25 protein-coding genes are annotated in these 26,426 nt (G+C 64.3%); 11 read left to right on the forward strand and 14 right to left on the reverse strand.

The window, feature by feature from the left end; translation table 11 throughout:
• Positions 1-4: 4 nt before the first annotated feature.
• Entirely contained in the window at positions 5-1,048 is a 1,044-nt protein-coding gene (locus GGI48_RS13845) for an AAA family ATPase (RefSeq protein WP_016964869.1), read from the reverse strand.
• 329 nt (positions 1,049-1,377) lie between these two features.
• On the opposite strand from GGI48_RS13845, the gene GGI48_RS13850 reads away from it, so the two are divergent.
• Positions 1,378-2,994: an alkaline phosphatase family protein gene (locus tag GGI48_RS13850; protein WP_179598775.1), complete on the forward strand. Its 1,617-nt coding sequence runs from the start codon at positions 1,378-1,380 to the stop codon at positions 2,992-2,994.
• Between the two features lie 237 nt (positions 2,995-3,231).
• Here GGI48_RS13850 and GGI48_RS13855 read toward each other — a convergent pair whose 3' ends face one another.
• On the reverse strand, positions 3,232-4,137 hold the full coding sequence (locus GGI48_RS13855; RefSeq protein ID WP_110595285.1) for a TauD/TfdA dioxygenase family protein: 906 nt from the start codon (positions 4,135-4,137) through the stop codon (positions 3,232-3,234).
• A gap of 183 nt (positions 4,138-4,320) precedes the next feature.
• On the opposite strand from GGI48_RS13855, the gene GGI48_RS13860 reads away from it, so the two are divergent.
• On the forward strand, positions 4,321-5,241 hold the full coding sequence (locus tag GGI48_RS13860) for a LysR family transcriptional regulator (RefSeq protein ID WP_179598777.1): 921 nt from the start codon (positions 4,321-4,323) through the stop codon (positions 5,239-5,241).
• Between the two features lie 151 nt (positions 5,242-5,392).
• Here the strand turns inward: GGI48_RS13860 and GGI48_RS13865 are convergent, their stop codons facing one another.
• Positions 5,393-6,415, reverse strand: coding sequence for an ABC transporter substrate-binding protein (locus GGI48_RS13865; RefSeq protein ID WP_103740177.1), 1,023 nt, complete (start codon positions 6,413-6,415; stop codon positions 5,393-5,395).
• Between the two features lie 368 nt (positions 6,416-6,783).
• Between GGI48_RS13865 and GGI48_RS13870 the strand changes: the two genes are divergently transcribed.
• From GGI48_RS13870 to GGI48_RS13880, 3 genes are read left to right on the forward strand one after another with little or no spacing between them, the layout of a single operon-like run.
• Positions 6,784-8,379 carry an ABC transporter permease gene (locus tag GGI48_RS13870; RefSeq protein WP_179598779.1) on the forward strand — a complete coding sequence of 532 codons (1,596 nt, stop codon included), beginning with the start codon at positions 6,784-6,786 and terminating at the stop codon, positions 8,377-8,379.
• On the forward strand, positions 8,376-9,191 hold the full coding sequence (locus GGI48_RS13875) for an ABC transporter ATP-binding protein (RefSeq protein ID WP_179598781.1): 816 nt from the start codon (positions 8,376-8,378) through the stop codon (positions 9,189-9,191). Before GGI48_RS13870 ends, GGI48_RS13875 begins: the two co-directional genes overlap by 4 nt.
• 14 nt (positions 9,192-9,205) lie before the next feature.
• On the forward strand, positions 9,206-10,816 hold the full coding sequence (locus GGI48_RS13880) for an arylsulfatase (RefSeq protein ID WP_179598783.1): 1,611 nt from the start codon (positions 9,206-9,208) through the stop codon (positions 10,814-10,816).
• 181 nt (positions 10,817-10,997) lie between these two features.
• Here GGI48_RS13880 and GGI48_RS13885 read toward each other — a convergent pair whose 3' ends face one another.
• Positions 10,998-11,444, reverse strand: a complete 447-nt coding sequence (locus GGI48_RS13885; RefSeq protein ID WP_085057498.1) for a pesticin immunity protein — start codon at positions 11,442-11,444, stop codon at positions 10,998-11,000.
• Positions 11,445-11,557: 113 nt separating this feature from the next.
• Positions 11,558-12,631, reverse strand: coding sequence for a fatty acid desaturase (locus GGI48_RS13890; RefSeq protein WP_179598785.1), 1,074 nt, complete (start codon positions 12,629-12,631; stop codon positions 11,558-11,560).
• 99 nt (positions 12,632-12,730) lie between these two features.
• Between GGI48_RS13890 and GGI48_RS13895 the strand changes: the two genes are divergently transcribed.
• From GGI48_RS13895 to GGI48_RS13905, 3 genes are all read left to right on the forward strand, one after another.
• Positions 12,731-13,735, forward strand: coding sequence for an AraC family transcriptional regulator (locus GGI48_RS13895; protein ID WP_047300869.1), 1,005 nt, complete (start codon positions 12,731-12,733; stop codon positions 13,733-13,735).
• Between the two features lie 144 nt (positions 13,736-13,879).
• Positions 13,880-14,128 (forward strand): helix-turn-helix domain-containing protein, encoded by a 249-nt coding sequence (locus GGI48_RS13900; protein ID WP_179598787.1) that lies wholly within the window; start codon positions 13,880-13,882, stop codon positions 14,126-14,128.
• Positions 14,121-15,341 (forward strand): type II toxin-antitoxin system HipA family toxin, encoded by a 1,221-nt coding sequence (locus GGI48_RS13905; protein WP_179598789.1) that lies wholly within the window; start codon positions 14,121-14,123, stop codon positions 15,339-15,341. The genes GGI48_RS13900 and GGI48_RS13905 overlap by 8 nt, the downstream gene beginning before the upstream one ends.
• A gap of 11 nt (positions 15,342-15,352) precedes the next feature.
• On the opposite strand, the gene GGI48_RS13910 is transcribed toward GGI48_RS13905, so the two are convergent.
• Positions 15,353-16,741: a heavy metal sensor histidine kinase gene (locus GGI48_RS13910; RefSeq protein ID WP_179598791.1), complete on the reverse strand. Its 1,389-nt coding sequence runs from the start codon at positions 16,739-16,741 to the stop codon at positions 15,353-15,355.
• Positions 16,728-17,408 (reverse strand): heavy metal response regulator transcription factor, encoded by a 681-nt coding sequence (locus GGI48_RS13915; protein ID WP_041115126.1) that lies wholly within the window; start codon positions 17,406-17,408, stop codon positions 16,728-16,730. Before GGI48_RS13915 ends, GGI48_RS13910 begins: the two co-directional genes overlap by 14 nt.
• A 135-nt stretch (positions 17,409-17,543) precedes the next feature.
• Between GGI48_RS13915 and GGI48_RS13920 the strand changes: the two genes are divergently transcribed.
• Both GGI48_RS13920 and uraH read left to right on the forward strand, forming a co-directional pair.
• The gene (locus GGI48_RS13920) at positions 17,544-18,035 is read left to right on the forward strand and encodes a GlcG/HbpS family heme-binding protein (RefSeq protein ID WP_047300863.1); all 492 of its coding nucleotides are present in this window, start codon (positions 17,544-17,546) and stop codon (positions 18,033-18,035) included.
• 47 nt (positions 18,036-18,082) lie between these two features.
• Positions 18,083-18,493 (forward strand): hydroxyisourate hydrolase, encoded by a 411-nt coding sequence (gene uraH / locus GGI48_RS13925; protein WP_016964923.1) that lies wholly within the window; start codon positions 18,083-18,085, stop codon positions 18,491-18,493.
• A 55-nt stretch (positions 18,494-18,548) separates the two neighbouring features.
• Here uraH and GGI48_RS13930 read toward each other — a convergent pair whose 3' ends face one another.
• A complete protein-coding gene (locus GGI48_RS13930) occupies positions 18,549-19,235 on the reverse strand; it encodes a Crp/Fnr family transcriptional regulator (RefSeq protein WP_179598793.1) in 687 nt (228 codons plus the stop codon).
• Between the two features lie 102 nt (positions 19,236-19,337).
• Here GGI48_RS13930 and GGI48_RS13935 point away from each other — a divergent pair, with 102 nt between their 5' ends.
• Entirely contained in the window at positions 19,338-19,862 is a 525-nt protein-coding gene (locus GGI48_RS13935) for a DUF962 domain-containing protein (RefSeq protein WP_103740187.1), read from the forward strand.
• Between the two features lie 141 nt (positions 19,863-20,003).
• Here GGI48_RS13935 and GGI48_RS13940 read toward each other — a convergent pair whose 3' ends face one another.
• The 6 genes from GGI48_RS13940 to dibA all read right to left on the reverse strand — a co-directional run bounded on the left by GGI48_RS13940 (position 20,004) and on the right by dibA (position 26,411).
• A complete protein-coding gene (locus tag GGI48_RS13940) occupies positions 20,004-20,993 on the reverse strand; it encodes a sulfate/molybdate ABC transporter ATP-binding protein (RefSeq protein WP_016968485.1) in 990 nt (329 codons plus the stop codon).
• 3 nt (positions 20,994-20,996) lie between these two features.
• A complete protein-coding gene (gene cysW, locus GGI48_RS13945; protein ID WP_179598795.1) occupies positions 20,997-21,866 on the reverse strand; it encodes a sulfate ABC transporter permease subunit CysW in 870 nt (289 codons plus the stop codon).
• A gap of 13 nt (positions 21,867-21,879) precedes the next feature.
• Entirely contained in the window at positions 21,880-22,698 is an 819-nt protein-coding gene (cysT, locus tag GGI48_RS13950; RefSeq protein ID WP_179598798.1) for a sulfate ABC transporter permease subunit CysT, read from the reverse strand.
• Positions 22,699-22,852: 154 nt separating this feature from the next.
• Positions 22,853-23,863 (reverse strand): sulfate ABC transporter substrate-binding protein, encoded by a 1,011-nt coding sequence (locus tag GGI48_RS13955; protein ID WP_016965987.1) that lies wholly within the window; start codon positions 23,861-23,863, stop codon positions 22,853-22,855.
• A 171-nt stretch (positions 23,864-24,034) separates the two neighbouring features.
• The gene (oscA, locus tag GGI48_RS13960; protein ID WP_016965985.1) at positions 24,035-24,217 is read right to left on the reverse strand and encodes a sulfur starvation response protein OscA; all 183 of its coding nucleotides are present in this window, start codon (positions 24,215-24,217) and stop codon (positions 24,035-24,037) included.
• Positions 24,218-24,491: 274 nt separating this feature from the next.
• Entirely contained in the window at positions 24,492-26,411 is a 1,920-nt protein-coding gene (gene dibA, locus GGI48_RS13965; RefSeq protein WP_047300849.1) for a phosphodiesterase DibA, read from the reverse strand.
• Between the last annotated feature and the right edge of the window lie 15 nt (positions 26,412-26,426).

The raw sequence follows: 26,426 nt of genomic DNA on the forward strand, positions 1-26,426 counted from the left end.
CCCTTCACTCCAATGCCAGATAACGGTCGGACTGTTGCAGGCTTTCTTCAAGAGCGGTGATATCGCCGATATCTTCCAAACTCCCACCTTGTTGCACGGTAATCCCGCCTTCACTGCTGTGAAGACCAAAAAACGCTGCATCCTGAGGCTTTTCAGTTAACAGAATGTCCAGCTCACGAAGTAAAAACAGGCTGTGGGTGGCGATGAATATCTGGATGCCACTCGCGCTCAAATCAACGATGGTTTTGGCCACTTGCTTGATCAAGCGAGGGTTCAGGTTCGCTTCCGGTTCATCCCAGAACAGATACCCCTGATGCAGCAAGGCCCCCGTACTGATCAGACGCGCCAGCATGCCCAACTTTCGCAAACCCTCCGCCACCAGTGGAATTTCCATTCTGCCGCTGACATTACGTAGATAAAAACGCCCATTCTTATCCAGCTCAATACTGCCCTGCATCGCGGTTTCCAGAGGGCTGAGCAACTCGCGAATACGATCTTCGGTCGGTCCCTTACGCAATAACCCGCCAAGTAACCTGCAGGTGTCACGCCAGGTTTCCTCAAACTCCAGGTAGTGGTTCTCATAAACCGCAAGAAAGTTTGGGTAGATGCTCAACAACTCACGCGTCGGTAAATACGTAGGTGTTGCCTTGAGCCAACATTTGGGCAGATGTTCGACACTGACTTCGGTCTTGCTGTTAGTGGCGAAACTGAAAGCCAGGTCGTATTCACTCTTATCGAAGAAAAACTTCACATCACATCGCTCGCGGCCCCGCTTGCGCCGGGCCAGTCTTCCGAGTGACTCAGGACGGAAAACCCCCACCAGCTTGTCGGCCATTCGCAACTGCAAAACAGATTTTGTCGGTTCCATGGATGCCGCATTCGGCCGGTTGCTCTCCTCGGAACTGGTCGCGAGCCCGGCGTATGCCAGCTTCAACAGATGCGTCTTTCCCGCGCCATTCTCCCCCACGATCACATTCAGCTGTTTACTGAACTGCAGATCGGCCTCTTCAAAGACTGTGAAGTTTTTGATGTGGAGTCGTTTGAGCATGCTTTCCTCGAGATAAGAGCGATGGCGATGTGAAAATTAGCCGCCGGCAGACGTTAACACTGTCAGGAGTCTTACTTGGTAAATCTTGTTATCAAGGTTTGAATGACGCTGAAATCACACAAAAACATGACGTCGGATAATAGCTTGCTCTGCCAACAGACGCTCAACGGATAACAAGCCCGCACCTCACACTGAAGTACTTTCGTAACCCTGAGACGCCAACGCCTGCGGTTATGCACGCCCTGCATCGAAACTATTCGGCAAATGCGCTTGCCGGAAGCCCCCGCCGAAGGCGAAAAACCTCGCCTGTCTTCCCTTCGGTGAACCCCATGTCCAACACCCTCCAACCCGTGCGCAACGTGCTCTACATCATATGCGACCAACTGCGCCGGGATTACCTCTCGTGCTACGGCCACCCGCACCTGCACACCCCGAACATCGACCGCCTGGCCGCCGCCGGGGTGCGCTTCAGCCGCGCCTACACCCAGGGCACCATCTGCGGCCCGTCGCGCATGTCGGCCTACACCGGGCGCTATGTCAGCAGCCACCAAGTGGCCTGGAACGCCGTGCCCCTGCCCCTGGAAGAATGGACCCTGGGCGACTACCTGCGGCCCCACGGCATCCGCACCGCGCTGGTGGGCAAGACCCACGCCACGCCCAACCTCGACGCCCTGCAGCGTCTGGCCATCGACCCCGAGAGTGCCCAGGCCGAGGTGCTCAACGAAGTCGGCTTCGAGCCCTACTTGCGCCACGACGGCATCTACCCCGACGACCCGATCTTCGACGACAAGCGCGAGGCCGCGCCCTACACCCACTACCTGCGCAACCTCGGCTACGACGGCCTCAACCCCTGGCACGACTGGGCCAACGCCGGGGCCGGCGCGCAGGGGCAGATCCTCAGCGGCTGGAAGATGCGCCACGCGCACCTGCCGGCCCGGGTCGCCGAGGAACATTCGGAAACCGTCTACACCACCGACCGCGCCATCGACTTCATCAGCGAACAGGGCGAACAGCCCTGGTGCCTGCACCTGTCCTACATCAAGCCGCACTGGCCCTATATCGCGCCGGCTCCGTACCACGCCCTGTATGGCCCGGAGCAGGTGATCCCGGCGGTGCGCGCGGCACCCGGGCAGCTCAGCGATCACCCGGTCTACGCCGCCTTTCGCCAGCATGAAGAGAGCCTGAATTTTTCCCGGGATGAGGTGCGCCTGAACGTGGTGCCAACCTACATGGGGATGATCAAGCAGGTGGACGATCAACTGGGCCGGCTGTTCGATTTCCTCCAGAGCAACGGCCGCTGGGACGATACCTTGATCGTCTTCACCAGCGATCACGGCGACTTCCTTGGCGACCACTACCTGGGGGAAAAGGAGTTCCTGCTGGAGCCGGCGGTGGGCGTGCCGCTGATTGTCCGCGACCCGCGCGCGGCGGCGGACAGCCGCCGTGGCACGGTGGATGAACGCCTGGTGGAAACCATCGACGCCCTGCCGACCTTTCTTGAGGCCCTGGGCCTGCCGGGAGCCGAACATCGCCTGGAAGGCCGCTCGCTGATCCCGCTGCTGCACGGCGCGACAGTGGACTGGCGCCGCTACGCCATCAGCGAATACGACTACGCCTTCCAGGCTCCGGCCCGGGAGCGCCTGGGCCAGCCCATCGACCGCTGCCGCATGACCATGGTGCGCAGCGAACGCTGGAAATACCTGGCCTATGACGGCTTGCGCCCGCAGCTGTTCGACCTGCACCACGACCCGCAGGAGTTGCATGACCTGGGGGCGGACCCGGCCTATGCCGCGGTGCGTGAAGAACACCTGGGGTATCTGCTGCAATGGCTACGCGGCCTGAAACGCCGCACCACCATCAGCCATGAAGAGATCGACCTGCGCGGCCAGCGTTTTCGCTACGGCGAACCGGAGAGCGAAAAGCTGGTACAGATCGGCGTGTGGTAACCCGCGCCTGCACCTCCCCTTGCCGGTGAAGAGGCCCTTGAGTCTTGCATCGCTCTCAGGGACGCCTTCGCTGGCAAGCCAGCTCCTGCAGCGGGCAGGTTCATCGCATAAATTCTTGTAGGAGCCGGCTTGCCGGCGAAGAGGCCCTCAAGCCTTGCAGCGCTCTCTGGGGCGCTTTCGCTGGCAAGCCAGCTCCTACAGTGGGCAGGTTCATCGGGTAGATGCCCGTGGGGCGGGTCAGAGGCCTTTGATGGTCTGGCTGCGCTGGCCGTGGACGCCCACCGGGACATCGCCCTTGAGGGTCACGCGGCGCACGATGCGGTCCTGGGTGCCGTAGTCGTCCACGGCGTAGTGCTGGGTCGAGCGGTTGTCCCAGATCGCCACGTCACCCGCGCTCCAGCGCCAGCGCACGGTGTTTTCCAGGCGGGTGACGTGGCTTTGCAGCAGGTTGAACAGGTGCGCCGAATCGGCCTGGGAATAGCCCTTGATGCGCTTGACGAAATGCCCCAGCACCAAGCTCTTTTCGCCGCTTTCGGGGTGCACGCGAACAATCGGGTGCTCGGTCTCGAACACCGTGGAGGTGAAGACTTTGCGGTAACGCTCCAGCTTCTCCGCCGAGACATCGGGCTTGGCCCCGGCGTAGTCGTATTCGTTGCTGTGCACCGCCCAGAGTTTGTCCGCCAGCTCGCGCAGTTCCGCCGACAGTTCGTTGTAGGCCGTGGCGGTGTTGGCCCACACCGTGTCGCCACCGGAAGCCGGGGCCACCACCGAGCGCAGGATCGAGGCTTTCGGGTAGGCGTCGACGAAGGTCACGTCGGTGTGCCAGGAGTTGGCGCGCTGGCCTTCGGCACCGTCCAGTTCCAGCAGGTAGCGGGTGCCGTCGCGCACCGGCACGGTGGGGTGGGCCACCGGCTCGCCCAGCAGGTGGGAGAAGGCTTCCTGGCTCTGGTCGTCGAGGTGGGTCTGGCCACGGAAGAAGATCACCTTGTACTGCACCAGCGCTTGCTGGATGGCGTCTACGGTGGCGGCGTCGAGGTCGCCGGACAGTTGCACGCCACGGATCTCGGCGCCGATGCGACCGGCCACCGGGTGGATATCAAGGGCATCAACAGCGGGTTTAACGGCTAAGGCGGCATTGCTCATCAGGTACACCCTCATCGACTGCTTACGGTTGGAACCGCCGCGAAACAACGCTCTATCTATATTCAATTTAGGTCTAATAGATAACTACATGCTTCGTTGACGGAATAAGAGCTTGCATTTAAAACCTCATGCCTCACTCGTCGCAAATGCCTTCGAGCTATTTTTCGGATGCCGGGAAAGCATATGGATCTTCGCCAATTGCGTTACTTCATCGCCCTCAATGAACACCGCAGTTTTGTCCGCGCCGCCGACGCCATGGGCATCACCCAGCCGGCGTTCAGCCGCAGTATCCAGGGCCTGGAACAGGAGTTCGGCTGCGTGCTGGTGGACCGCGGCAACAAGGACCTGCGCCCCACCCCGGAAGGCCAGGTGGTGCTGCAACACGCCTTGAGCCTGGTGCAGGGCGCGGCCTTGCTCAGCAGTGAAGTGACCCAGATGACCAAGCTCGACGCCGGCGAGGTGCGCTTCGGTTGCGGCCCGGCCCCGGCGGTGAAACTGGTGCCCGATGCAGTGGCGCAATTCACCAGTGCCCACCCCAAGGTGCGCACCTGCTTTGCCGTGGATAACTGGGAAAAACTCAGCCGCAGCCTGAACCGCGAAGAGATCGAATTCTTTATCGCCGACATCCGCCACTTCGAGGCCGACCCGAACTACCAGACCCAGCCCCTGACGCCCAAGCGCGGGGTGTTCTTCTGCCGCCCCGGGCACCCGCTGCTGGCCAAGGAAAGCCTGTCCACCAACGACATGTTCGACTACCCCCTGGCCACCACCCTGATCCCCCCGGGGATTCGCAAGCTTTTGGCCAACCTCAGCGGACGCATCGACTTTTCACCCACCATCGAAACCGAGCACTTTCCGGCGCTGGTGAAGATCGTCCGCCAGTCCAATGCGATTGGCGTGGGCACCGCCGAGGCCTTTGCCGAAGACATCGAACAGGGTTCGCTGGTGCTGCTGCACTGGCGCAACCTGCCGCAGAACATCGACAGCCTGAATGCCCGCTGCGGCATCGTCAGCCGCAGCGGTTTCCGCCTGTCGCCGGCGGCGCGCAAGTTGATCGAAGTGCTGGTGGCGGTCGACCAGCAAAGCCACAGCATCGCCGTCTAACCCTGTAGCCGCTGCCGCAGGCTGCGAACGACGACGCAGTCGGCGCAAGACGGCACCCGGTTCCTCCAGATAGACCGCGTTGCCGGCCCCGGCGGCCCCTACGTTGCCGAACGCAGCCTGCGGCAGCGGCTACAGGGGTTCAGGAAGGGGGTTACAGGCCTGCGGCGGCGAGTTGCGGCGCCACCCAGGCATCCACCTTGAACGGCTTGCGGATCAACCGCTCCTTGGCCGCCAGGTCCACCGAATCCTGCAATTTGCCGAGGAACACCGGGTCCAGGGTCGAGGGGAAGATCTCGCTCAGGCGCTGGTCCTTGAGGTCTTCCTGCAGGATCACCGGCGGGTAGCTGGCCAAGCCCGACACCAGCTGGATATAGGCGTCCTTGTTGCTGTCCTGGGTCAGCCACTCTACGGCCTGCTGCTGGGCCTTGAGCAGTTTCTCCACGGCCTCGGGATGCTCGTCGACAAATTTGCCGGCGCCCACCAGCACGCTCTGCACGCTGCCGGCACCGCCCAGGTCCTTGGTGCTCAGGGGCAGCTCGGCCAGCCCCTTGCTGCGCAGGGCGGAAAGCCCGGTGCTGCCCCAGGACGCATCGATCTGCTTGGCCGCCAGGGCCGCCACCGCCGCGTTGAAGTCGAGGTTGACTACCTTCAGATCCTTCTCGCTCAGGCCCCGACTGGCCAGGGCCGCGTCGAACGAGAGCTGGGTGGCGGTGCCACGGAACACCGCCACGCGCTTGCCCTTGAGGTCTTCCAGGGTCTTGATCCCCGAACCCGGCACCACGCCCAGGTAGTGCTTGACCCCACGGGCCGAGGCGCTGAGCAGGCGGGTGTCCAGGCCATTGGACTTGCCGATGATGGCCGCCAGATCGCCAAGATAGGCCAGGTCCACCTGGCCGTTGGCGAAGGCTTCGTTGATCACCGGGCCTGCGCCCTTGAAGAAATTCCACTGAATCTGGATGCCCTGGTCGGCAAAGGCCTTTTCGAAGATCTGTTGCTGGCGCAGCACGTCCACCACCCCGCCGCCGCTGTGCTGGGTGCCGGCGCTGAGGTCGGGCACGGCGATGCGGATTTGCTTGAGCTCGGCGGCCTGGGCCAGCAGCGGCAAGCACCCCAGCAGTCCCGCCAGGGCCGGCGCGGCGAACAGACTGATCACGCGTTTGAAGGGAAGGTTCATGGGTGCGGCTCCTGCTGACTAAGGCTGTGAGGAGCAGAAGGTAGGCACGGAATCGATCAACCTTTAAATACTATAAATTCACATTTTAATAACCGTATTGAATAAACCAGCTGCCACGGGCGCCCCGGAGGATATGCATCAAATGCATGAAAAATATTCTTCAAATGCATTGGATGCGTGTCGGCCAGAAGCCTTAAATGGCTTCTCTTATCTCTTAATAGAATCGATAAGAATCTTAATAGACCGTAAATGCATATCACGTAGGCGCCGGCTTGCCGGTGAAGAGGCCCGCCAGCCCTGATTCGCTGACCAGCCAGCGCCTGCGGCATCGACCCACGCCATGCAGTACCCGACGACGGAGGTCATCCATGGCCCGTGTTTCCCTGCTCAGCCTGCCCCTGGCGGCACCGTCCAACGGCCGCCCGGGCTGGCCCGCAATCCATCAGCGCCTGCTGCCCTGGCTGCTGCCCCTGAGCCTGTTCGTCCTGTGGTGGCTGGCCAGCCGCAACCTGTGGATGAGCGAGCAGATCCTGCCGGCCCCGGCCCTGGTCTGGAGCAGCGCCCTGGAGCTGGCCCATGGCGAGCTGTGGAGCCATCTGGCGATCAGCCTGCAACGGCTGTGTTGGGGCTTGCTGGCCGGCATCGCCGCCGGTGCCCTGCTGGGCGGCGCCCTGGGTTTCAGCCCGCGTCTGGAGCGTCTGGTGTACCCCACCTTCGGCGCCCTGGCGCAGGTTCCGACCCTGGCCTGGATTCCCTTGTTCATGGTGTTTTTCGGCATCGGCGAAGTGCTCAAGCTGGTGGTGCTGGTCAAGGCCGTGGTGGTGCCGGTGACCCTGCACACCCTGGTGGGCGTGCGCGACGCCCAGCCCAGGCTGCGGGAAGCCGCCGCGGTGCTGCGCCTGCCCCCGGCCTTGCTGATCCGGCGCCTGGTGCTGCCCGCCGCGCTGCCGGCGTTCATGGCCGGGGTGCGCCTGGCCCTGGCCACCGGCTGGACTTCGTTGCTGGCAGTGGAGCTGCTGGCCTCCAGCGAGGGCATCGGCTACCTGATGGTCTGGGCGCGGCAACTGTTCATGCTGGATATCGTCTTCGTCTGCATCCTGGTGATCGGCGTGCTTGGGGTGTGCATGGACCGTGGCATCGGCTGGCTGGACCGCACCCTGGTGCACTGGCCGCACCCGGCCACCGCCGCCCTGCGTCGTGGCCCGCGTTATCAGGGCTGGCAGCGCCTGCAACCCTGGCTGCTGCCCCTGGCCTTGCTGGCCCTGTGGCAAGTGGCGAGCGCAGAGCAATGGGTGGACGCCAACATCCTGGTAAGCCCGCTGGCAGTACTTGCAACCACCGTCGACGGTCTTCTGGACGGCAGCTTGCTGGAGGGCATGGGCCTGAGCCTGGGCCGCGCCCTCGGCGGCCTGGCCCTGGGTGGCGGACTGGGCCTGGCCCTGGGCCTGCTGCTGGGGCTGTCGCGGCTCAGTGAACGGCTGCTGGGCCCGACCCTGGCCGCGATCCGCCAGATCGCCCTGTTCGCCTGGGTGCCGCTGCTCACCGCCTGGTTCGGCCTGGGGGAACTGGCCAAGTGGGTGTTCGTCGCTCTGGCCGCGTTCTTTCCATTGTTCATCGCCACCCAGCGCAGCGTCGCCCAGCTGTCGCCGCAACTGGCGGAGGCCGCCCAGGTGCTGCGCCTGAACCTCTGGCAACGCCTGCGCCGACTGGTGCTGCCCGGGGCGGCGCCGGGCATCTTCGCCGGCCTGCGCATCAGCCTGATCTACGCCTGGATGGGCACCATCGGCGCGGAATACTTCATGCCGTCCAACGGCGGCATCGGCAGCCAGATGATCAGCGCCCAGCAACTGCTGCGCATGGACCAGATCATGGCCGGCATGCTCCTGGTGGGCCTGACCGGAGCCCTGCTCAACCTGCTGGGCCAACAACTCGAAACCCGCGCCACCCGCTGGAGACACGCATGAACGCACCCCTGGTCAGCTTCAATCACGTGGGCAAGAGCTTCGCCGTCGCCGGTGGCGAGGTGGAGGCAATCCGCGAATTCAACCTGGACATCGCCGACGGCGAATTTGTCGCCATCGTCGGTTCCAGCGGCTGCGGCAAGTCCACCCTGCTGCGCCTGCTGATCGGCCTGGACACCGAGTTTCGTGGCGAGATCCGGGTCGACGGCCAGGCCGTCAGCGGCATCGGCAGCGAACGCGGCATCGTGTTCCAGGAACACCGTCTGTTCCCCTGGCTGACGGTGGCCGAGAACATTGGCCTGGGCCTGGTCAACGAGCCCCTGAGCGCCGCTGAGCGCCAGCGGCGGATCGAGGATTTCATCGAACTGGTAGGGCTCAAGGACTTTACCCGGGCCTATCCCCACCAGCTCTCCGGCGGCATGGCGCAACGGGTGGCCATTGCCCGTGGGCTGGTGGCCAGCCCGCGCATCCTGCTGCTGGACGAACCCTTCGGCGCCCTCGACGCCCTGACCCGCCAGCAGATGCAGGACGAGCTGCTGGCGATCCGCGAGCGGGCCAAGATCACCACGGTGCTGGTGACCCACGATGTCGAGGAAGCGATCTTCCTCGCCGACCGGGTGGTGGTGATGGAGCCGCGCCCGGGCCGGATCAAGCGCGTGGTCCAGGTGGCCCTGCCCCACCCGCGCCAGCGCAGCGGTTTCGACTTCCACCAACTGCGTGAAGAACTGCTCCACGAACTGACCAGCGATGATCACTACCAGGCGCCGCAGCCGGTGCAGATCCGCGACCTGCCCTTGACCTTCATTGCTTGCTGAACAGGAGTGCCGCGATGCCGCAACGTCCCAACTTTCTGGTGATCCTGGCCGACGACCTGGGTTTCTCCGACCTCGGTGCCTTCGGCGGCGAGATCGCCACGCCGAACCTCGATGCCCTGGCTTTCAATGGCCTGCGCCTGACCGACTTCCACACCGCCCCGACCTGCTCGCCGACCCGTTCCATGCTGCTCACCGGCACCGACCATCACATCGCCGGGATCGGCACCATGGCCGAGGCCCTGACCCCCGAACTGATCGGCAAGCCGGGCTACGAGGGTTATCTCAATGACCGTGTGGTGGCCCTGCCGGAACTGCTGCGCGAAGCCGGCTACCAGACCCTGATGAGCGGCAAATGGCACCTGGGGCTGACCGCCGAGCGCGCGCCCCACGCCCGGGGCTTTGAGCGTTCGTTTTCGCTGCTGCCGGGGGCGGCCAATCACTATGGCTTCGAGCCGACCTACGATGAGCACACCCCCGGGCTGCTGAAATCCACTCCGGCGCTGTACATCGAGGACGACCAATTCATCGATGAACTGCCGGCGGACTTCTATTCCTCCGATGCCTTCGGCGACAAACTCTTGCAGTACCTCAAGGAACGCGACCAGAGCCGGCCGTTCTTCGCCTACCTGCCGTTCTCGGCGCCCCACTGGCCGCTGCAGGCCCCCGAAGAGATCGTCGCCAAGTACCGTGGCCGCTATGACGCCGGCCCCGAGGTGCTGCGCCTGGAACGCCTGGAAAAACTCAAGGCCCTGGGCCTGATCGAGGCCGAGGTCGAGCCCCATCCGCTGATCAACCTCAACGCCGAGTGGGAAGCCCTCAGCGACGAGCAGCGCCAGGTTTCGGCGCGGGCCATGGAGGTGTATGCGGCGATGGTCGAGCGCATGGACTGGAACATCGGCCGGGTGGTGGATTACCTGCGCCAGCAGGGCCAGCTGGACAACACCCTGATCCTGTTCATGTCCGACAACGGCGCCGAAGGCGCGCTGCTGGAAGCCTTTCCCAAGTTCGGGCCGGAGCTTTTGACCTACCTCAACCAGCACTACGACAACCGCCTGGAGAACATCGGCCGGGCCAACTCCTACGTCTGGTACGGCCCGGCCTGGGCCCAGGCGGCCACCGCGCCATCGCGGCTGTTCAAGGCCTTCACCACCCAGGGCGGGATTCGCGTGCCGGCGCTGCTGCACTACCCGCAACTGCCGCTCAAGGGGCAGATCAGCCACGGCTTCGGCACGGTGATGGACATCACCCCGACCCTGCTCGACCTGGCTGGCGTGCGCCACCCCGGCAAGCGCTGGCGCGGGCGCGATGTGGCGCCGCTGCGGGGCAAGTCCTGGCTGGGCTTTCTCTCCGGCGAAACCGCCCAGGTGCATGACGAACACACGGTGACCGGCTGGGAGCTGTTCGGCCGCCGGGCGATTCGCCAGGGCCAGTGGAAGGCGGTGTACATTCCCGGGCCGGTGGGCCCGGCGACCTGGCAGCTGTACGACCTGGGCCAGGACCCGGGCGAGATTCACGACCTGGCCCAGAGCCAGCCGGAAAAACTGCGCACCCTGCTGGAGGAATGGCAGCGTTATGTGGATGAAACCGGGGTGATTCTCAGCGAATCGCCGTTCCAGCCGGATTGAGCTAGTAGGAGCTGGCTATGAACCGGACCGTGCAAGAGCGGGCCTGTGTAGGAGCTGGCTCGCCAGCGAAAGCGTCCTCCAGAACAACACAAGTCTCCAAGGCCCTTTCGCCGGCAAGCCGGCTCCTACGCGGTGCGTTTGGGTTGTCGGTGAATACACCGGGCTGCGCCAGGCGCTGGCCTCAGCCTCGGGTGATGCTGCAGGCCGGGGTGGTCGGCAGTTCCTTGATCACAACGTAGTGCCCCGCCCGGTTTTTCTCGACCAGCAACAGCGAAGCGGCCAGGTAGCTGCCGTGCAGGTTCTGGTCGACAAAACAGATGGTGATGCCCTGCTTCCCCCGCGCCATCACGCTGACGCTGTAGACCCAGCTTTGTTCTTCGTCCATCGCGCTGTAGCCGCCCTCGGCGCCTGCATCCTTCTCGTAGATCCGATAGGGCGTCTGGCCCAGCGTGGTGCCGTCCGGGTAGTGCTTCGGCCTTAAGGAATTGCGAAAACTGTTCACTTCCAGATGCTTCAAGATACTCAGCGCCAGCGCCTCGTTGCGGCCCTGCGCCACCGAGTCGGCCAGCGACACGCTGCCCACACTCATCAAGGCAACGGCGATCAATCGCCTTAGCGCACTGTTCATACTGTCTCCCTGTCGTTGCCCCTTCGCGGATTCCGGGCGTTTCCCGGCGCCGCGTGACCTTGGCTTAACGTTATCGGTCCCTGGATATTTAACCAGAAAGACAGTCCGCCCCCTCAAGCCCGGGCGTTATGCGCCGGTTGCGTGGTCACCTGCTCCACGGGATAAAAGCGGTTGGCCCGGGCAAAGGTGCCGAAATCGTTGAAGCGCACGCCCATCTCGGCCATCACTTTATGCGCCACCGGCGCCGTCAGCTGGCGGATGTAAAAGGGCTCCTTGACCACGAAATGATGGATGCCGTGGGTGCTGCCGAAATTGCAGCAGAAGGCCTGCAGCGGCCACATCCACCAGGGGTTGAGCACCTGGGTCTGCTGGATCACGTTGCCCGGTTCGATATCGCCGTAGTAGTGCATGTTGGAACTGACAAAGTGCAGGCAGAAGGTGCGCAGCACGTTGGGGCCGATGATCACCACCACGGCGATATCGATGCCGTGCATCAGCGCCAGGGTGTCCTGCGACCACTGGATCGGGCTGCCGAGCAACGCGGCGACGCTATTGGCGGCATGAAAGCCGAGGAACAGGTACCAGGCGCCCCAGTGCAGCAACGCCAGCGGCGCATACACCGCCAGGGTGCGGCCGAGGATGCGCAGCTTGTGCTTGGCCCCCGGCGCCCGCAGCAGGCGGATGAAGGCCGCCATCATGTTGTCGCCGACCATCAGCAGGCGGGCGACGCCCCAGGGTTCGCCGTTGGTGATGGCGCGTTCTTCGATATCGCTCTCGCTGCCGGACACCTTGTGGTGATTCAGGTGCAGATGACGCCGCACCCAGGGGTTGATGGTGCTCGGCCGCGCCAGCCAGACCAGCGCCAGCATCAGGTTGTGGGGCAGGCGCTGCTTGCGAAAGTACATGCTGTGGATCAGGTCGTGTTCCAGCTCGTGGGTCAGGGAAGCGAAAAACGCGTTGAGCAGCAGGCACGCCCACCAGGTCAGGTAGCCAGCGACATAGAGCACCGCTGACCCCAGCATCCCGGACAAGGCAAATAGCAGAATCCCCGCGCCCAGGGCGTCCTGGTGCCGCAGCAAGGGAAAGCGCCGGCGCAGTTCATCGCCCCGGGCCAGGACCACCTGGCGAATGTGCGCCGCTCGCTGTTGTGCGTTCATCCGCTCGGGGCTTGCAGAAATACCCTGCATGATTCCATCCTCTGGTCAGTGATGTGTGCATCCTGCCCCGAGCCCCGGCTCCGGGCCCTAGCCGTAAACGCCAACCTGTTGACCGGACGCGCCAATCGCATGACCGAAGCCACTTCCCTTGCCAGCTGGACCCGCGCCTTGCGCAAGCAACTGGACGCCCTCGACCTCGACAGCGACGCACTGTGCCGCGCAGCCGGGCTCGACCCGCAATTGATGGATGACCCCAACGCCCGCTATCCGCTGTCGGCCACCACCCGCCTGTGGCATCTCGCCGTGCAGGCCAGCGGCGACCCGGCCATTGGCCTGCGGGTGTCGCGCTTTGTCAGCCCCACCACCTTCCATGCCCTGGGCTACGCCCTGGTGGCCAGCGGCAGCCTGCGGGAAGTGTTCGAGCGCATCGTGCGTTATCACCAGGTGGTCAGCGATGCCCTGGAACTGGCCCTGACCCGCGAGCCGGACCGCTACCGGTTCTTCCTCAAGGTGCCCGACGGCGCGCCGCAGCCGGCCATCGAGGCCATCGACGCCTTTGCCGCGATCTACGTGCGCACCTGCCGCAACCGCCTGGGCCGCGACTACGCGCCGCTGGCCGTGCATTTGCGCCGCCCGGCGCCGGCGGACCCGAGCCAGTGGCACAAGGTGTTCCGTTGCCCGGTGCACTTTGCCGCCGCCGACGACTGCCTGGAATTCGGCCTGCACGATTTCGACAGCCACCTGGACGACGCCAACCCGGAACTGGCCGAGCACAACGAAGCGGTGCTCAAGCGCACCCTGCTGCAACTGCGGCCGCTGACCTGGGAGCGCAAGGTGCGCGGCGTGATCGAAGCCCAATTGCCGGAGGGCGAACCCTCCGCCGAACGGGTGGCCCAGGCCCTGCACCTGAGCCTGCGCAGCCTGCAACGGCACCTGGCGGATGAAGGCACGCGTTTCGACACCCTGCTCAACGAATGCCGGGAAAACCTCGCCCTGCTGCACCTGCGGGACCAGGAGTGCTCCCTGAGCGAAATCAGCTACCTGCTGGGCTTTGCTGACGCCAGCAGCTTCAGCCGGGCGTTCAAGCGCTGGACCGGAATGACCCCGGGGCAGTTTCGCGACGGTTTGCGCTAAGCCCCGCACCGGCCAGCCGCACCCTCCACCAATCAAAAATCCCGCGAGAGAGACTCAGCCGATCTACACTGCAAATTGCATCAAATAGGATGCATTTAATAAATTTCAGTAAAAATGCACTGTATACAATGCGGAACAACACCCATGGAAAGCCTTGGACAACTGATCCGGACCCTGCGCAAAGAGCGCAAGCTCTCGCAGCAAGCGTTGGCAGAGCAATACGGCATGAGCCGCGCCACCATCTCGGGGATTGAAAACAACACCATTACCGAAATCGGCCTGCGCAAGGTCGAAGCCATTCTCAATGGTTTTGGCTACGAGCTCAGCGCCGTGCCCCGCCACCGGCAACGCCCGACCCTGGACAGCCTGAAACAGGCACATTTCCATGACTGAGGAACAGCGGCTGCACATCCGTGTGGCCGGCACGGCGGTGGGCACTCTCGGCCGTGGCCAGGCGCCGGCGGACTCGGTGTTCACCTACAGCGACAACACCTCGCCCCACGACGCGGTCTCGCTGACCATGCCGCCACGCCTGGCGAGTTATGGCTGGGACCAAGGCCTGCCACCGGTGTTCGATATGCACCTGCCGGAGGGTTCGCTGCGCGATGAACTGCTGCGCCGTTTCAGCAAGACGGTGCGCGGTTTCGATGACTTCGCCCTGCTGTCGATCGTGGGGCCGCACCAACTGGGTCGGGTGGCCATCAGCACAACCCAACGCCCCCAGGCGCCCTTGCCGGAAACCAGCCTGAAAGACCTGTTGGTGCATGACGGTGCCGAGGGACTGTTCGAGGATCTGTTGGCGACCTATGGCCAGTATTCAGGGGTTTCCGGGGTGCAGCCCAAGGTCCTGATCCGCGACAGCGCTGACAGCGTCGAACGCCTGACCCATCGCGGCGCCACGCATTTGGTGAAGGCTTTTCGCGCCGATCAATACCCCCACCTGGCCGCCAACGAATTCTTCTGCATGCGCGCGGCGCTGCATGCCGGCCTGCCAGTGCCGGAGATCGAACTCAGCCAGAATGGCCAGTTCCTGGTAGTCAAGCGTTTCGACCTGAGCGACCAGGGCTACCTGGGTTTCGAGGATTTCTGCGTGCTCAACGCCTGGCCGGCCAAAGCCAAGTACGACGGCTCCTACGAAGGCGCGGCGAAACAGATCAAGGCCTTTGTCTCCCCACACCTGCTGAACCGGGCCCTGGAGTCGTTCTTCAAGATCGTGGCGTTGTCGGCCGGACTGAGAAATGGCGATGCCCATCTGAAGAACTTCGGCGTGCTCTACCCCGACACGGATGTGGCCGCCCCGGTAAGCCTGGCTCCGGCCTTTGATCTGGTCACCACGTCGGTCTACATCAAGGCGGACAGCCTGGCGCTATTACTGGGAGGCTCCAAGGCCTGGCCCAAACGCCAGGCGCTGCTGCGCTTCGCCCGCACGGCCTGCAACCTCAGCGAAGGCCGCAGCCATGAACTGTTGCAACAGGTCGAGCACGGCATGGCACAGGCAATGGGCGAGATGCAGGTCTATAGCGCTGCCCATCCCGCCTTCAAGGGCATGGCCGAGGCCATGAGCGAGGCCTGGAAAACCGGTGTGGCGCGCAGCCTGACCCGTTGATCCGGGCACCGTTAAAGAACCGCAAAACCCAGCTCGAACACCGTGGCCTGCCCCTCGCTCACGACCCGCACCTGACCGCCATGCAGCAGCATGATCGAGCGCACGATGGCCAGGCCCAGGCCGCCGGAATCCCCCGGTTCGGCGCGGGACGGGTCGACCCGGTAGAAGCGGTCGAACAGCCGGGGCAGATGCTCGGGGGCAATCGCCGGGCCCTGGTTGTGCACCTGCAGCCAGCACCAGCCGGCTTCGTCGCGGCGTCGCAGGCGGATCAGCGAACCCGCGTCGGCGTGGCGCACGGCGTTGGCCAGGAGGTTGCCCAGGGCCCGTTGCAGCAGTTGCTGGTCGGCCAGCAGCTCGCCGTAAAAACCGTTCTCCAGGCGGATCTGCCGGTCATCGGCCAGGGCCTCGAAGTAGTCGCACAACTGCGCGCCGACGCCCGAGAGTGACAGCAGCTGGCGGTCCAGCGCCGCATCGGCCTGCTCGGCCCGGGCCAGGAACAGCAGGTTCTCGGCCATGCGCCCCAGGCGCTCGAACTCCTCCATATTGGAGGCCAGCACTTCCTGGTACTCCGCGGCGCTGCGGGGCTGGTTCAGGGCCAGGCCGTTGCTGCCCAACAGGTTGTGCAACGGCGTGCGGATTTCATGGGCCAGGTCGGCGGAGAACTGCGACAAGCGCTGAAAGCTCTCCTCCAGACGCGCCAGCATGGCGTTCAAGGCTTGCACCGGCTCGTGGAATTCGGCCGGGATGCCGCTGGTGTGCAGACGTCGGTCGAGGCTGCGCAGATCGATCTCGCGCACCGACTCGCTGAGCTGGCGCAGCGGCTGCAAGCCCCGGCGCAACAGCAGCAGGCCCAGGGCGAAGGCCAGCAAGGCCCCCAGGCCTACCGCCAGGTACAGGCGCAGGCGGTAGCTGGCGAGCATCTGCTCGCGCTCGCTGAGCACCTTCCCGGCAATCACCGTCAGCGCCTCGCCCTTGGGGCCGCTGGCCTGCCCCGCCAGCAGCGCCAGCGGAACCTGGTCGCTGCCCGGCCAGAGGAGGATGTCGCGGCGTTGCGGGCGCTGCTCCCGGGCAATCGGCAGCAACTCGGGCAAGCGCTGTTGCCGGGGGTTGATGCCGATCACCGTCGAGCCATCGGCCCGCAGCACCAGCAGCAGGCTTTCCTGGTTGCCCAGCATGTTCTGGTACAGCCGGGGCCGGGCTTGCAGGGCGTCCAGGCTGTCGCTGTCCTGCAGCAGGGCGCGCACCTGTTCCAGGCGCCCGAGCAGGGCGAGGTCGTCGCGGTAGGCGATTTCCTCGGCCAGGGAGCGGTAGAGGAACACCCCGATCACGCTGAGCACCAGGGCGCAGACCGCGGCAAAGGCCAGGGCCAGCCGCCAGGCGATGGAACTAGAGCGCTTCATCCGGGGCTTCCAGCTGGTAGCCGACGCCACGCACGGTGTGGATCAGCTTGGGCATGTAGGGATCGTCGACCTTGGCCCGCAGCCGGCGCACCGCCACTTCCACCATGTTGGTGTCACTGTCGAAATTCAGGTTCCACACCTGGGAAGCAATCAGGGTCCGCGACAGCACCTCGCCCTGGCGGCTGGCCAACAGGTGCAGCAGGGCGAACTCCTTGTTGGTCAGGGCGATACGCTGGCCGCCACGGCTGACGCGGCGACGCAGCACGTCGATCTCCAGGTCGGCGATGCTGAAGGATTCGGCCTCGCGCAGCGGCCCGCGGCGCAGCAGGGTGCGGACCCGGGCCAGCAGTTCGGCGAAGGCAAAGGGCTTGAGCAGGTAGTCGTCGGCGCCCAGTTCCAGGCCACGGACCCGGTCTTCGATGGCGTCCTTGGCGGTGAGGAACAGCACCGGGGTGGCGCCGCGCTGGCGGATCAACTGCAGCAACTGCCAGCCGTTGAGGCCGGGGAGCATCACGTCGAGGATGATCAGGTCGTATTCCTGCTGCTCGATGAAATAGCGCCCGTCCAGGCCGTTCAGGGCCACGTCCACGGCGAATCCGGATTCTCCCAGGCCCTTGGCCAGAAAATTCGCGGTCTTGGCTTCGTCTTCAACTACCAGCAAACGCATGGTGCACCTCGGAAATGATCGGCACAGGCTAGGCGCACGGCGCGCGCTTGCCCATTACAAACTTGTAATCCAACTGACGAGGTTCTGACGAGCACCGCTGGGTAAGGTGGCGGCCTGTCTTTGCGGAGCCTTCCCATGATGTGCAAAACCCTTGTTGTAAGCCTTGGTCTGGGCCTCGGCCTGGGCCTTGCCGGCAGCGCCCTGGCGGCCCCGGAACTGCCTCGCCACGCCGAGCTGGACCTGGCCACCGCCCGTCAATTGGCGGACGCCAGCCTGGCCCAGTGCACGGCCGTGGTGTCGGTACTGGACCGTGGCGGCAACCTCTTGGTGACCCTGCGCGCTGATGGCGTTGGCCCGCACAACACCGTCGCCAGCCAGCGCAAGGCCTATACCGCGCTGTCCAGCAAGACCCCGAGCCGGCTGTTCGCCGAGCGGGCGCGCAACAACCCCGAGGCGGCCAATCTCAATACCTTGCCGGAGCTGTTGTTGCTGGGGGGCGGGATTCCGCTGTTCGCCGGTAACGAACTGGTGGGCGCCATGGGCATCGCCGGGGCCGGTGGGGCGGCGCAGGACGAGGAATGTGCGCTCAAGGCGGCGCAGAAAATCGGTTTGCGGGCCGCGCTGTAACGCGGTCGGCGTGTGGATTGTTTGATCAATGTGATGAGGAGTCTTGCATGAACTTTTTGCGTAATGGCCTGGCCGCTATCGGCCTCTGCGGTCTGTCGAGCCTGGCCCTGGCGGCGGGCAATCCCTTGAGCGTGCATGTGCTGAACCTGGAGAACGGCCTGCCGTCGCCAGGGGTCAAGGTGACCCTGGAGCAGCATGTGGGCCAGGACTGGAAAGCCCTGTCCAGCGGCGTGACCAACGAGCAGGGGCGGATCAGCGAGCTGTTTCCCGCGGGCCAGGCACTGACGGCGGGTGAATACCGGGTGGTGTTCAAGACCGGCGAATACTTCAAGCAGGCCAAACGCGACACCTTCTTTCCGGAGATTCCGGTGATCTTCGAGGTCAAGCAGACCGAGCAGCACTACCACATTCCGTTGTTGCTCAGCCCGTATGGCTTCTCGACCTATCGCGGTTCGTAGGAGCTGGCTGCTGGCGAGGGCGGTCTGGCGGGCTCCTTCGCTGGCAAGCCAGCGCCTACAGGCCGGCGAGGGCGCGCAGGCGCTCGGTGTCGAGGATTTCGATCTCGCCGTAGCTCAGGCGCAGGATGCCCTGGTGCTGCAGGTCCTTGAGGATCTGGTTGGTGGTCTGGCGCGACAGCGAGAGCATCAGCGCCAGTTGCTCCTGGGGCAGTTGCAGCAGGCTGCGACTTTGGCTGACTTCGCCGTAGCCGGTGGCCATCGCCAGCAGGCGGTTGGCCACCCGCGCCGGGGCCGGCATCAGGCTCAGTTGCTCCAGATTGATAAAGGCCAGGCGCAGTTTGTGGCTCATCAGCAGCGCGAACTGGCGCCAGTATTGCGGCTGTTGCTCCAGCAGGTGCAGCAGGTTCGCCTGCGGCACCTGGAGCAGGGTGCAGGCGCCTTCGGCGTAGGCATCGTGGGTGCGCGGCTGGCCGTCGAACAGGCAGATCTCGCCGAACCAGTGCGGCGCCTGCATCAGGCTGAGCAACGCCTCCTTGCCCTGTTCGCTGACCGCGCCCACCCGCACCGTGCCCTCCAGCACCGCGTACAAACCGCAGGGCGGATCGCCGCGGCGGAACAGGCACTGCCCCGCCGTCAGCCGACGCAGGCGGGCGTTGTCGAGCAGACTATTCTGTAAGGAATCCGGCAGGTGGCTGAACCACTGGCCGGTCATCAGGCATTCACGCCACGGGTGCTGGTCCATGAACAGGTCTTTCCCTCAGGGCATCGCAAGGATTGTCGCCTAGCTGACAGTGCCGTGATCGGTGGCCGGGCATGATCGGGCCACCCTTACGGAGGAACAACAATGAAAAGCCTCGTTGATCATCTCAGTCAATACGCCGCCTACCACCGCGACCCGCGCAATATCGCCAGCCACTTTATCGGCATTCCAATGATTGTGGTGGCGGTGGCCGTGCTCTTGTCCCGTCCCGCCTGGCCACTGGCGGGGATCCTGGTGTCGCCGGCCGTGCTGCTGGCCCTGGCCTCGTGCGTGTTCTACCTGCGCCTGGAGTTGCGCCTGGGCGTGTTGATGAGTGTGCTGATGGGCCTGTCGGTCTGGGCCGGGCAGGCGCTGGCAGCGCAGAGCACCGGGCTGTGGTTGAGCAGCGGCCTGGGCCTGTTCGTGATCGGTTGGGTGATCCAGTTCATCGGCCATTACTACGAGGGCCGCAAACCGGCCTTTGTCGATGATCTGTCGGGTTTGATCGTCGGGCCGCTGTTCGTGGTGGCCGAACTGGCGTTCCTGCTGGGGCTGCGCCATGACTTGAAACAGGCCATCGAGCAGCGCTCGGGCCCGGTGGCCCTGCGGCACAAGAAGGCCATGGTCTGAAGCCCGGGAACGCTTCGGGAATATTGGGCCGGCCCCCGCAGGAGCCGGCTTGCCGGCAAAGGGGCCTTCGAGCCAGGTGCAAGCCTGAAGGACGCTTTCGCTGGCAAGCCAGCTCCTACAGCGGGCGTGATGTCGGCGGGGTCAGAGGCTGGTATGTTTCTGCCAGACCTTGGGCTTGAAGAACAGCGTCTCGCCACGGGCCAGGCCGATCAGGCTGTCGTGGTCCTTCACTACTTCGGCTTCGATCAGCTCGCTCTGCCCTTCCACCTTGAGGGTGACCCGGGTGGTGGCGCCCAGCGGGCGGATGTCGCGCACTTCGGCGGCGTGGTGGTCTTCCAGTTCCGAACGCGACAGCGACACCTCGTGCGGGCGGAACAGCACGTGGTGATCCTCGCCCAGGTGCAGGCGGTTGGAGTCGCCGAGGAAGTGGTAGACGAAGTCGCTGGCCGGGTTCTCGTAGACGTCCCCCGGGGAGCCGATCTGTTCGATCACGCCCTTGTTCATCACCACGATGCGGTCGGCCACTTCCATGGCTTCTTCCTGGTCGTGGGTGACGAATACCGAAGTCAGGTTGATGTCTTCGTGCAGCCGCGCCAGCCAGCGCCGCAGTTCCTTGCGCACCTTGGCGTCGAGGGCGCCGAAGGGTTCGTCCAGCAGCAGCACCTTGGGCTCCACCGCCAGGGCACGGGCCAGGGCGATACGCTGGCGCTGGCCGCCGGACAGTTGCTCCGGGTAGCGGTCGGCGAGCCAGTCCAGCTGCACCATGTTCAGCAGCTCATGGACCTTCTCGGCGATCTTGCTCTCGCTGGGGCGCTGGTGCTTGGGCTTCATGCGCAGGCCGAAGGCGACGTTGTCGAACACGCTCATGTGGCGGAACAAGGCGTAGTGCTGGAACACGAAACCGACGTTGCGATCACGCACGTCGTGGCCGGACACGTCCTCGCCGTGGAACACGATGCTGCCGTCGTCCGGGGTTTCCAGGCCGGCGATGATCCGCAGCAGGGTGGTCTTGCCGCAGCCGGACGGGCCGAGCAACGCCACCAGCTCGCCGCTGTGGATATCCAGGTTGATGCTGTTCAGGGCCTTGAAGGCGTTGAAGTTCTTGCTGACGTTACGGACTTCGATCGACATGAGTTATTCCTCCGCGGCGCTGGCGCGCAGGCGGTTGATTCGGGATTCGCTCCACTGCTTGAGCAGCAGGATGAACAGCGCAAGGATCAGCAACAGGCTGGCGACGGCAAACGCGGCCACGTGGTTGTACTCGTTGTAGAGGATTTCCACGTGCAGCGGCAGGGTGTTGGTGACCCCGCGAATATGCCCGGAGACCACCGACACCGCGCCGAATTCGCCCATGGCCCGGGCGGTACACAGCACCACGCCATAGATCAGGCCCCATTTGATGTTGGGCACGGTGACGTGCCAGAACATCTGCCAGCCGTTGGCCCCCAGCAACCTGGCGGCCTCCTCTTCCTGGGTGCCCTGCTCCTGCATCAGCGGGATCAGTTCCCGGGCGACGAAGGGCACGGTGACGAAGATGGTGGCCAGGACGATGCCCGGCAGGGCGAAGACGATCTGGATGTCGTGCTCCGAAAGCCACGGGCCGAACAGGCCCTGGGCGCCGAACATCAGCACGTAGACCAGGCCGGCGATCACCGGCGACACCGAGAACGGCAGGTCGATCAGGGTCACCAGGATGCTCTTGCCGCGGAACGAGTACTTGCTCACGCACCAGGCGGCGCTGACCCCGAACACCAGGTTCAGCGGCACCGAGATCAGCACCGCGATCACCGTAAGCTTCAGCGCCGACAGGGCATCGGGCTCGAAGATCGCTTCAAAGAACGCACCGATGCCCAGCTTCAGGCCCTGGGACACCACGATGAACAACGGCAACAAAAGGAACAGGGCAAAGATCAGCCAGCCCAGGCCAATCAGCACCCGCCGCGAGGTGGCACTGCCACGGCGGGCGGCGTTGGCCGACGAGGCGGCGATAGACGATTGAGACATGGATCGCGCCTCCTTATGGACGTTCGATGCGCCGCTGCAGCAGGTTGATCAGCAGCAGCAGGACAAAGGAAACCACCAGCATCAGCACGCCAATGGAGGTGGCGCCGGTGTAATCGTACTGGTCGAGCTTGACCATGATCAGCAGGGGCAGGATCTCGGTCTTCATCGGCATGTTGCCGGCGATGAAGATCACCGAACCGTACTCGCCGACGCCCCGGGCAAAGGCCAGGGCAAAACCGGTGAGCCAGGCCGGCAACAGGGCCGGCACCAGGATATGGCGGAACACCTGCCAGGGCTTGGCGCCGAGGCAGGCGGCGGCCTCTTCCACTTCGCGGGGAATGTCCGCCAGCACCGGCTGCACCGTGCGCACCACGAATGGCAGGGTGACGAAGGTCAGCGCCAGGGTGATGCCCAGGGGCGTGTAGGCGATCTTGAAGCCCAGGTCAGTGGCGAACTGCCCCACCAGGCCGGTGGGCGCATAGAGCGCGGTCAGGGCGATACCCGCCACCGCGGTGGGCAGGGCGAAGGGCAGGTCGATCATGGCGTCGATGATCTTGCGCCCGGGGAAGCTGTAGCGCACCAGGACCCAGGCCAGCAGGGTGCCGATGATGCCGTTGATGATGGCCGCGTACAACGCGGTGCCGAAACTCAGCTGGAGTGCAGCGAGCACCCGTGGCGCCGAAATGATCGCCCAGAACTGTTCCCAGGTGAGTTGCGCGGCATGCACGAACATCGCCGCCAGGGGAATGAGCACAATCAGGCTGAGGTACACCAAGGTGTAGCCCAGCGTCAGCCCGAAGCCGGGTATGACGGGGGAGATACGACGCGACATAAAAGTCCTTGGTTAACGGTACGGATACGCAAAGCCCGCAACTGCATGCGGGCTGTGCCTCGTAGGAGCCGACTTGCCGGCGAAAGGCCCGCAAGTCGCGCGTTGCCCTTCAGGGCGCCTGCGCTGGCAAGCCAGCGCCTACGGAGGGTCGGGTTTACTGGGCCGTGTAGATCTGGTCGAACACACCACCGTCATTGAAGAATTTCGGTTGGGCAGTCTTCCAGCCGCCGAAGTCCTTGTCGATAGTCACCAGCTCCAGTTTGGGGAACTGCTGGGCGTATTTGGCGGCGACGTCCTTGTCCCGCGGACGGTAGAAGTTCTTCGCGGCGATTTCCTGGCCGGCCGGGCTGTACAGGTGCTTGAGGTAGGCCTCGGCGATCTCGCTGTTGCCTTTCTTCTCGGCGTTCTTGTCCACCACCGCCACCGGCGGCTCGGCAAGGATCGACAGCGAAGGCACGACGATGTCGAACTTGTCGGCGCCGCCGTCTTCCTTGAGGGCCAGGAAGGCTTCGTTTTCCCAGGCCAGCAGCACATCGCCCTGACCGTTGTTGACGAAGGTGATGGTCGAGCCGCGAGCGCCGGTGTCCAGCACTGGCACGTGCTTGAACAGCTCCTTCACATACTCCTGAGCCTTGGCTTCGCTGCCGCCGGTTTTCAGGCCATAGGCCCAGGCGGCAAGGAAGTTCCAGCGCGCGCCGCCGGAGGTTTTCGGGTTGGGGGTGATCACCGAGACGTCTTTCTTGATCAGGTCGCCCCAGTCCTTGATGCCTTTGGGATTGCCCTTGCGCACCAGGAACACGATGGTCGAGGTGTAGGGGGTGCTGGCGTCGGGCAGGCGCTTCTGCCAGTCCGCCGGCAGGGTCTTGCCGAGCTTGGCGATTTCGTCGATGTCGCCGGCCAAGGCCAGGGTCACCACGTCGGCGCGCAGGCCGTCGATCACCGCCCGGCCCTGTTTGCCGGAGCCGCCATGGGATTGCTGGATTTTCACGTTGTCGCCGGGGTGCGACTGCTTCCAGAAGCTTGTGAACTCGGCGTTGTAGTCCTGGTACAGCTCGCGGGTCGGGTCGTAGGACACGTTGAGCAGCTCGTAATCCTTGGCAACGGCGGAACCGGCAAAAACGGCGCTGGCGAGGGCGGCCAGGGCATAACGGCGAATCGACGACATGATGGAGCTCCCGAAATTTTTTAATGTGCTGGCATTTTTCTTATGGCGAATCAGGCCCGCATTCGTGGGTGAATGCTGGGGTTCAGACTGGGGGTCATGGATGACGCCCTCCGGTTGTCCAGTCGGGCCTCTCGCGGGCGAGAGGGTGCTGCGGTATTGGGCGGGGCGGCGTTAGCCGGGCTTGTGGCCGGGCTGTTGCAGGCGGAATTTTTCCTTGCGTTCGATCTGCACGACCTGGGCGTTGTGCACGGTGATTTCCACCGCGCCAAAGCGCAGGTCGCGCAGGGCGCTTTGAATTTCCCGCAAGATGGTTGCTTCGTCCTGGCCGTCAACGCTACGTAGAGATGCGCTCATGGTGCTGCTCCTGAGTGAGATGTGCCTGGCAGTGGCGGCACTGCTTGCGGCGTGGGAGCAATAGTAGATAGGCGCGGATATTCTTAAAAATACTGTTTAAGAATGTTTATATAACCAGAAAAAATATTCGACCTGGCAGCAGCTTAGCCCTCTGTAGCCGCTGCCGAGCCTGCGAGGCTGCGACAAGGCCTTCAGGCCTTCAGCGGTCTACAACAACTGCGCCCGCGTTGCGGTCGTTCGCAGCTTCGCAGGCTCAGCAGCGGCTACAGGGGTATCAGCGGATGGCGGGGGCATTGCTCCAGTCGAGCTGCTCAGCCGGCATCGGCCTGCCGAACCAGTAGCCCTGGCCCAGGTCGCAGCCGTGTTCGAGCAGGAAGCGCGCCTGCTCCACCTGTTCGATGCCTTCGGCGTGCACCTGCATGCCCATGCTCTGGGCCAGGGCGATGATCACCCGGGAGATCGCCGCATCGTCTTCATCGAACGGCAGGCCGGCGACAAAGCCCTGGTCGATCTTGAGTTTCTGCACCGGCAGACGCTTGAGCCGCAGCAGGGACGAATAGCCGGTGCCGAAGTCGTCGATGGCCAGGCGGATGCCCAGCTCGCGCAGGCGGTGCATCTGTTCCAGGGCCACTTCCGGGTCGTCCATCACCGCGCTTTCGGTGACTTCCAGTTCCAGGTAGGCCGGGTCCAGGCCGGTGTCGTGCAGCACCTGGGCCACCTGCTGGTACAGCTCGCTGCGGGCGAACAGCCGGGTCGAGACGTTCACCGCGATAAACGACAGCGCCACACCATCGGCCTGCCACTGGCACATCTGCCGGCAGGCCTGCTGCATGACCCAGGCGTCGATCTCGGCAATCATCCCGGTGCGTTCGGCAATGGGGATGAACTCCGCCGGGGACACCAGGCCACGCTGGGGATGCTCCCAGCGCACCAGGGCCTCGACGCCGATCAGGCGACTGTTCTTCAGATCGTGCACCGGCTGGTAGTAGACCCGCAGCTCCTGCTGCTCCAGGGCCCGGCGCAGCTCAAAGGCGATTTCGACCCGTTGCTGGGCATGGGCGGTGAGTTCTTCGGTGTACAAGGCATAACCGTTGCGCCCGGCACTCTTGGCCTTGAACAGCGCGGCATCGGCGTTGCGCAGCAACTGGCTGGCGCTCAGGGCATCGCTGGGGAACAGGCTGATGCCGATGCTGGCGTTGATCACCACCTGCTGTTCACCCAGCTGGAAGGGCTCCTTGAGGCCGTCGATGATGCGCTGCGCCAGGGCGGCGGCCTGCACCAGTTGCGGGCAGCTCTCGGCCAGCACTGCGAACTCGTCGCCTCCCAGCCGTGCCAGGGTCATGCCCGGGCCGAACATGCCCCCCAGGCGCTCGCCCACGGCCTTGAGCAACTGGTCGCCGACGTTGTGACCGAGGCTGTCGTTGATCATCTTGAAGTGATCGAGGTCGATCATCAGCATGGCGCAGCCGCGCTTGTGGATCTGCGCCGAGGCCAGGGCCTGTTCGGCACGATCGGTGAACAGCAGGCGGTTGGGCAGGTCGGTCAGCGGATCGTGGTGGGCCAGGTGGGCCAGTTCGTGCTCGGAATCCTTGATCGCGCTGATGTCGGAGAACACCGCGACATAGTGGGTGAGTTCACCCTGTTCATCACGGATCGCGCGAATGCTCTGCCACTGCGGGTAGATCTCGCCGCTCTTGCGCCGATTCCAGATTTCGCCGCTCCACTCTCCGGTTTTCTGCAGCGAGTCGAACATCGCCTTGTAGAAATCCGCCGAGTGATGGCCGGACTTGAACAGGCTCGGCTGACGCCCGAGGACTTCTTCGCTCTGGTAGCCGGTGATCTCGATGAAGGCACGATTGACGTGGACGATCTGGCCCTGGGTGTCGCTGACCAGCACCCCTTCGCGGGTGCAGTCGAACACGGCCGCCGCCTGGCGCAGGCGCTCGCGATCCTTCTGCTGATGACGCAACCAGCGGTCGGCGCCCATGACTCGCAACAGACGGGCCCGGGCAAAGAAGATCAGCACCGCGCTGACCAGTGCCCAGGCGTAGCCACTGACCTTGTGCCAGTAGGCCTGATCGGCAAATTCATCGAAGAAACTGCTCAGTAAATAACCACTGAACTGCAACCAGATCAGGGACAGCAGCAGATAGAGCAGCGCGGCACGCAAGCCATTGCGATAAGAAACCGACATAAGTCCGTCTATTTC

This window comes from Pseudomonas protegens (assembly GCF_013407925.2).
Classification (GTDB): domain Bacteria; phylum Pseudomonadota; class Gammaproteobacteria; order Pseudomonadales; family Pseudomonadaceae; genus Aquipseudomonas; species Aquipseudomonas fluorescens_AP.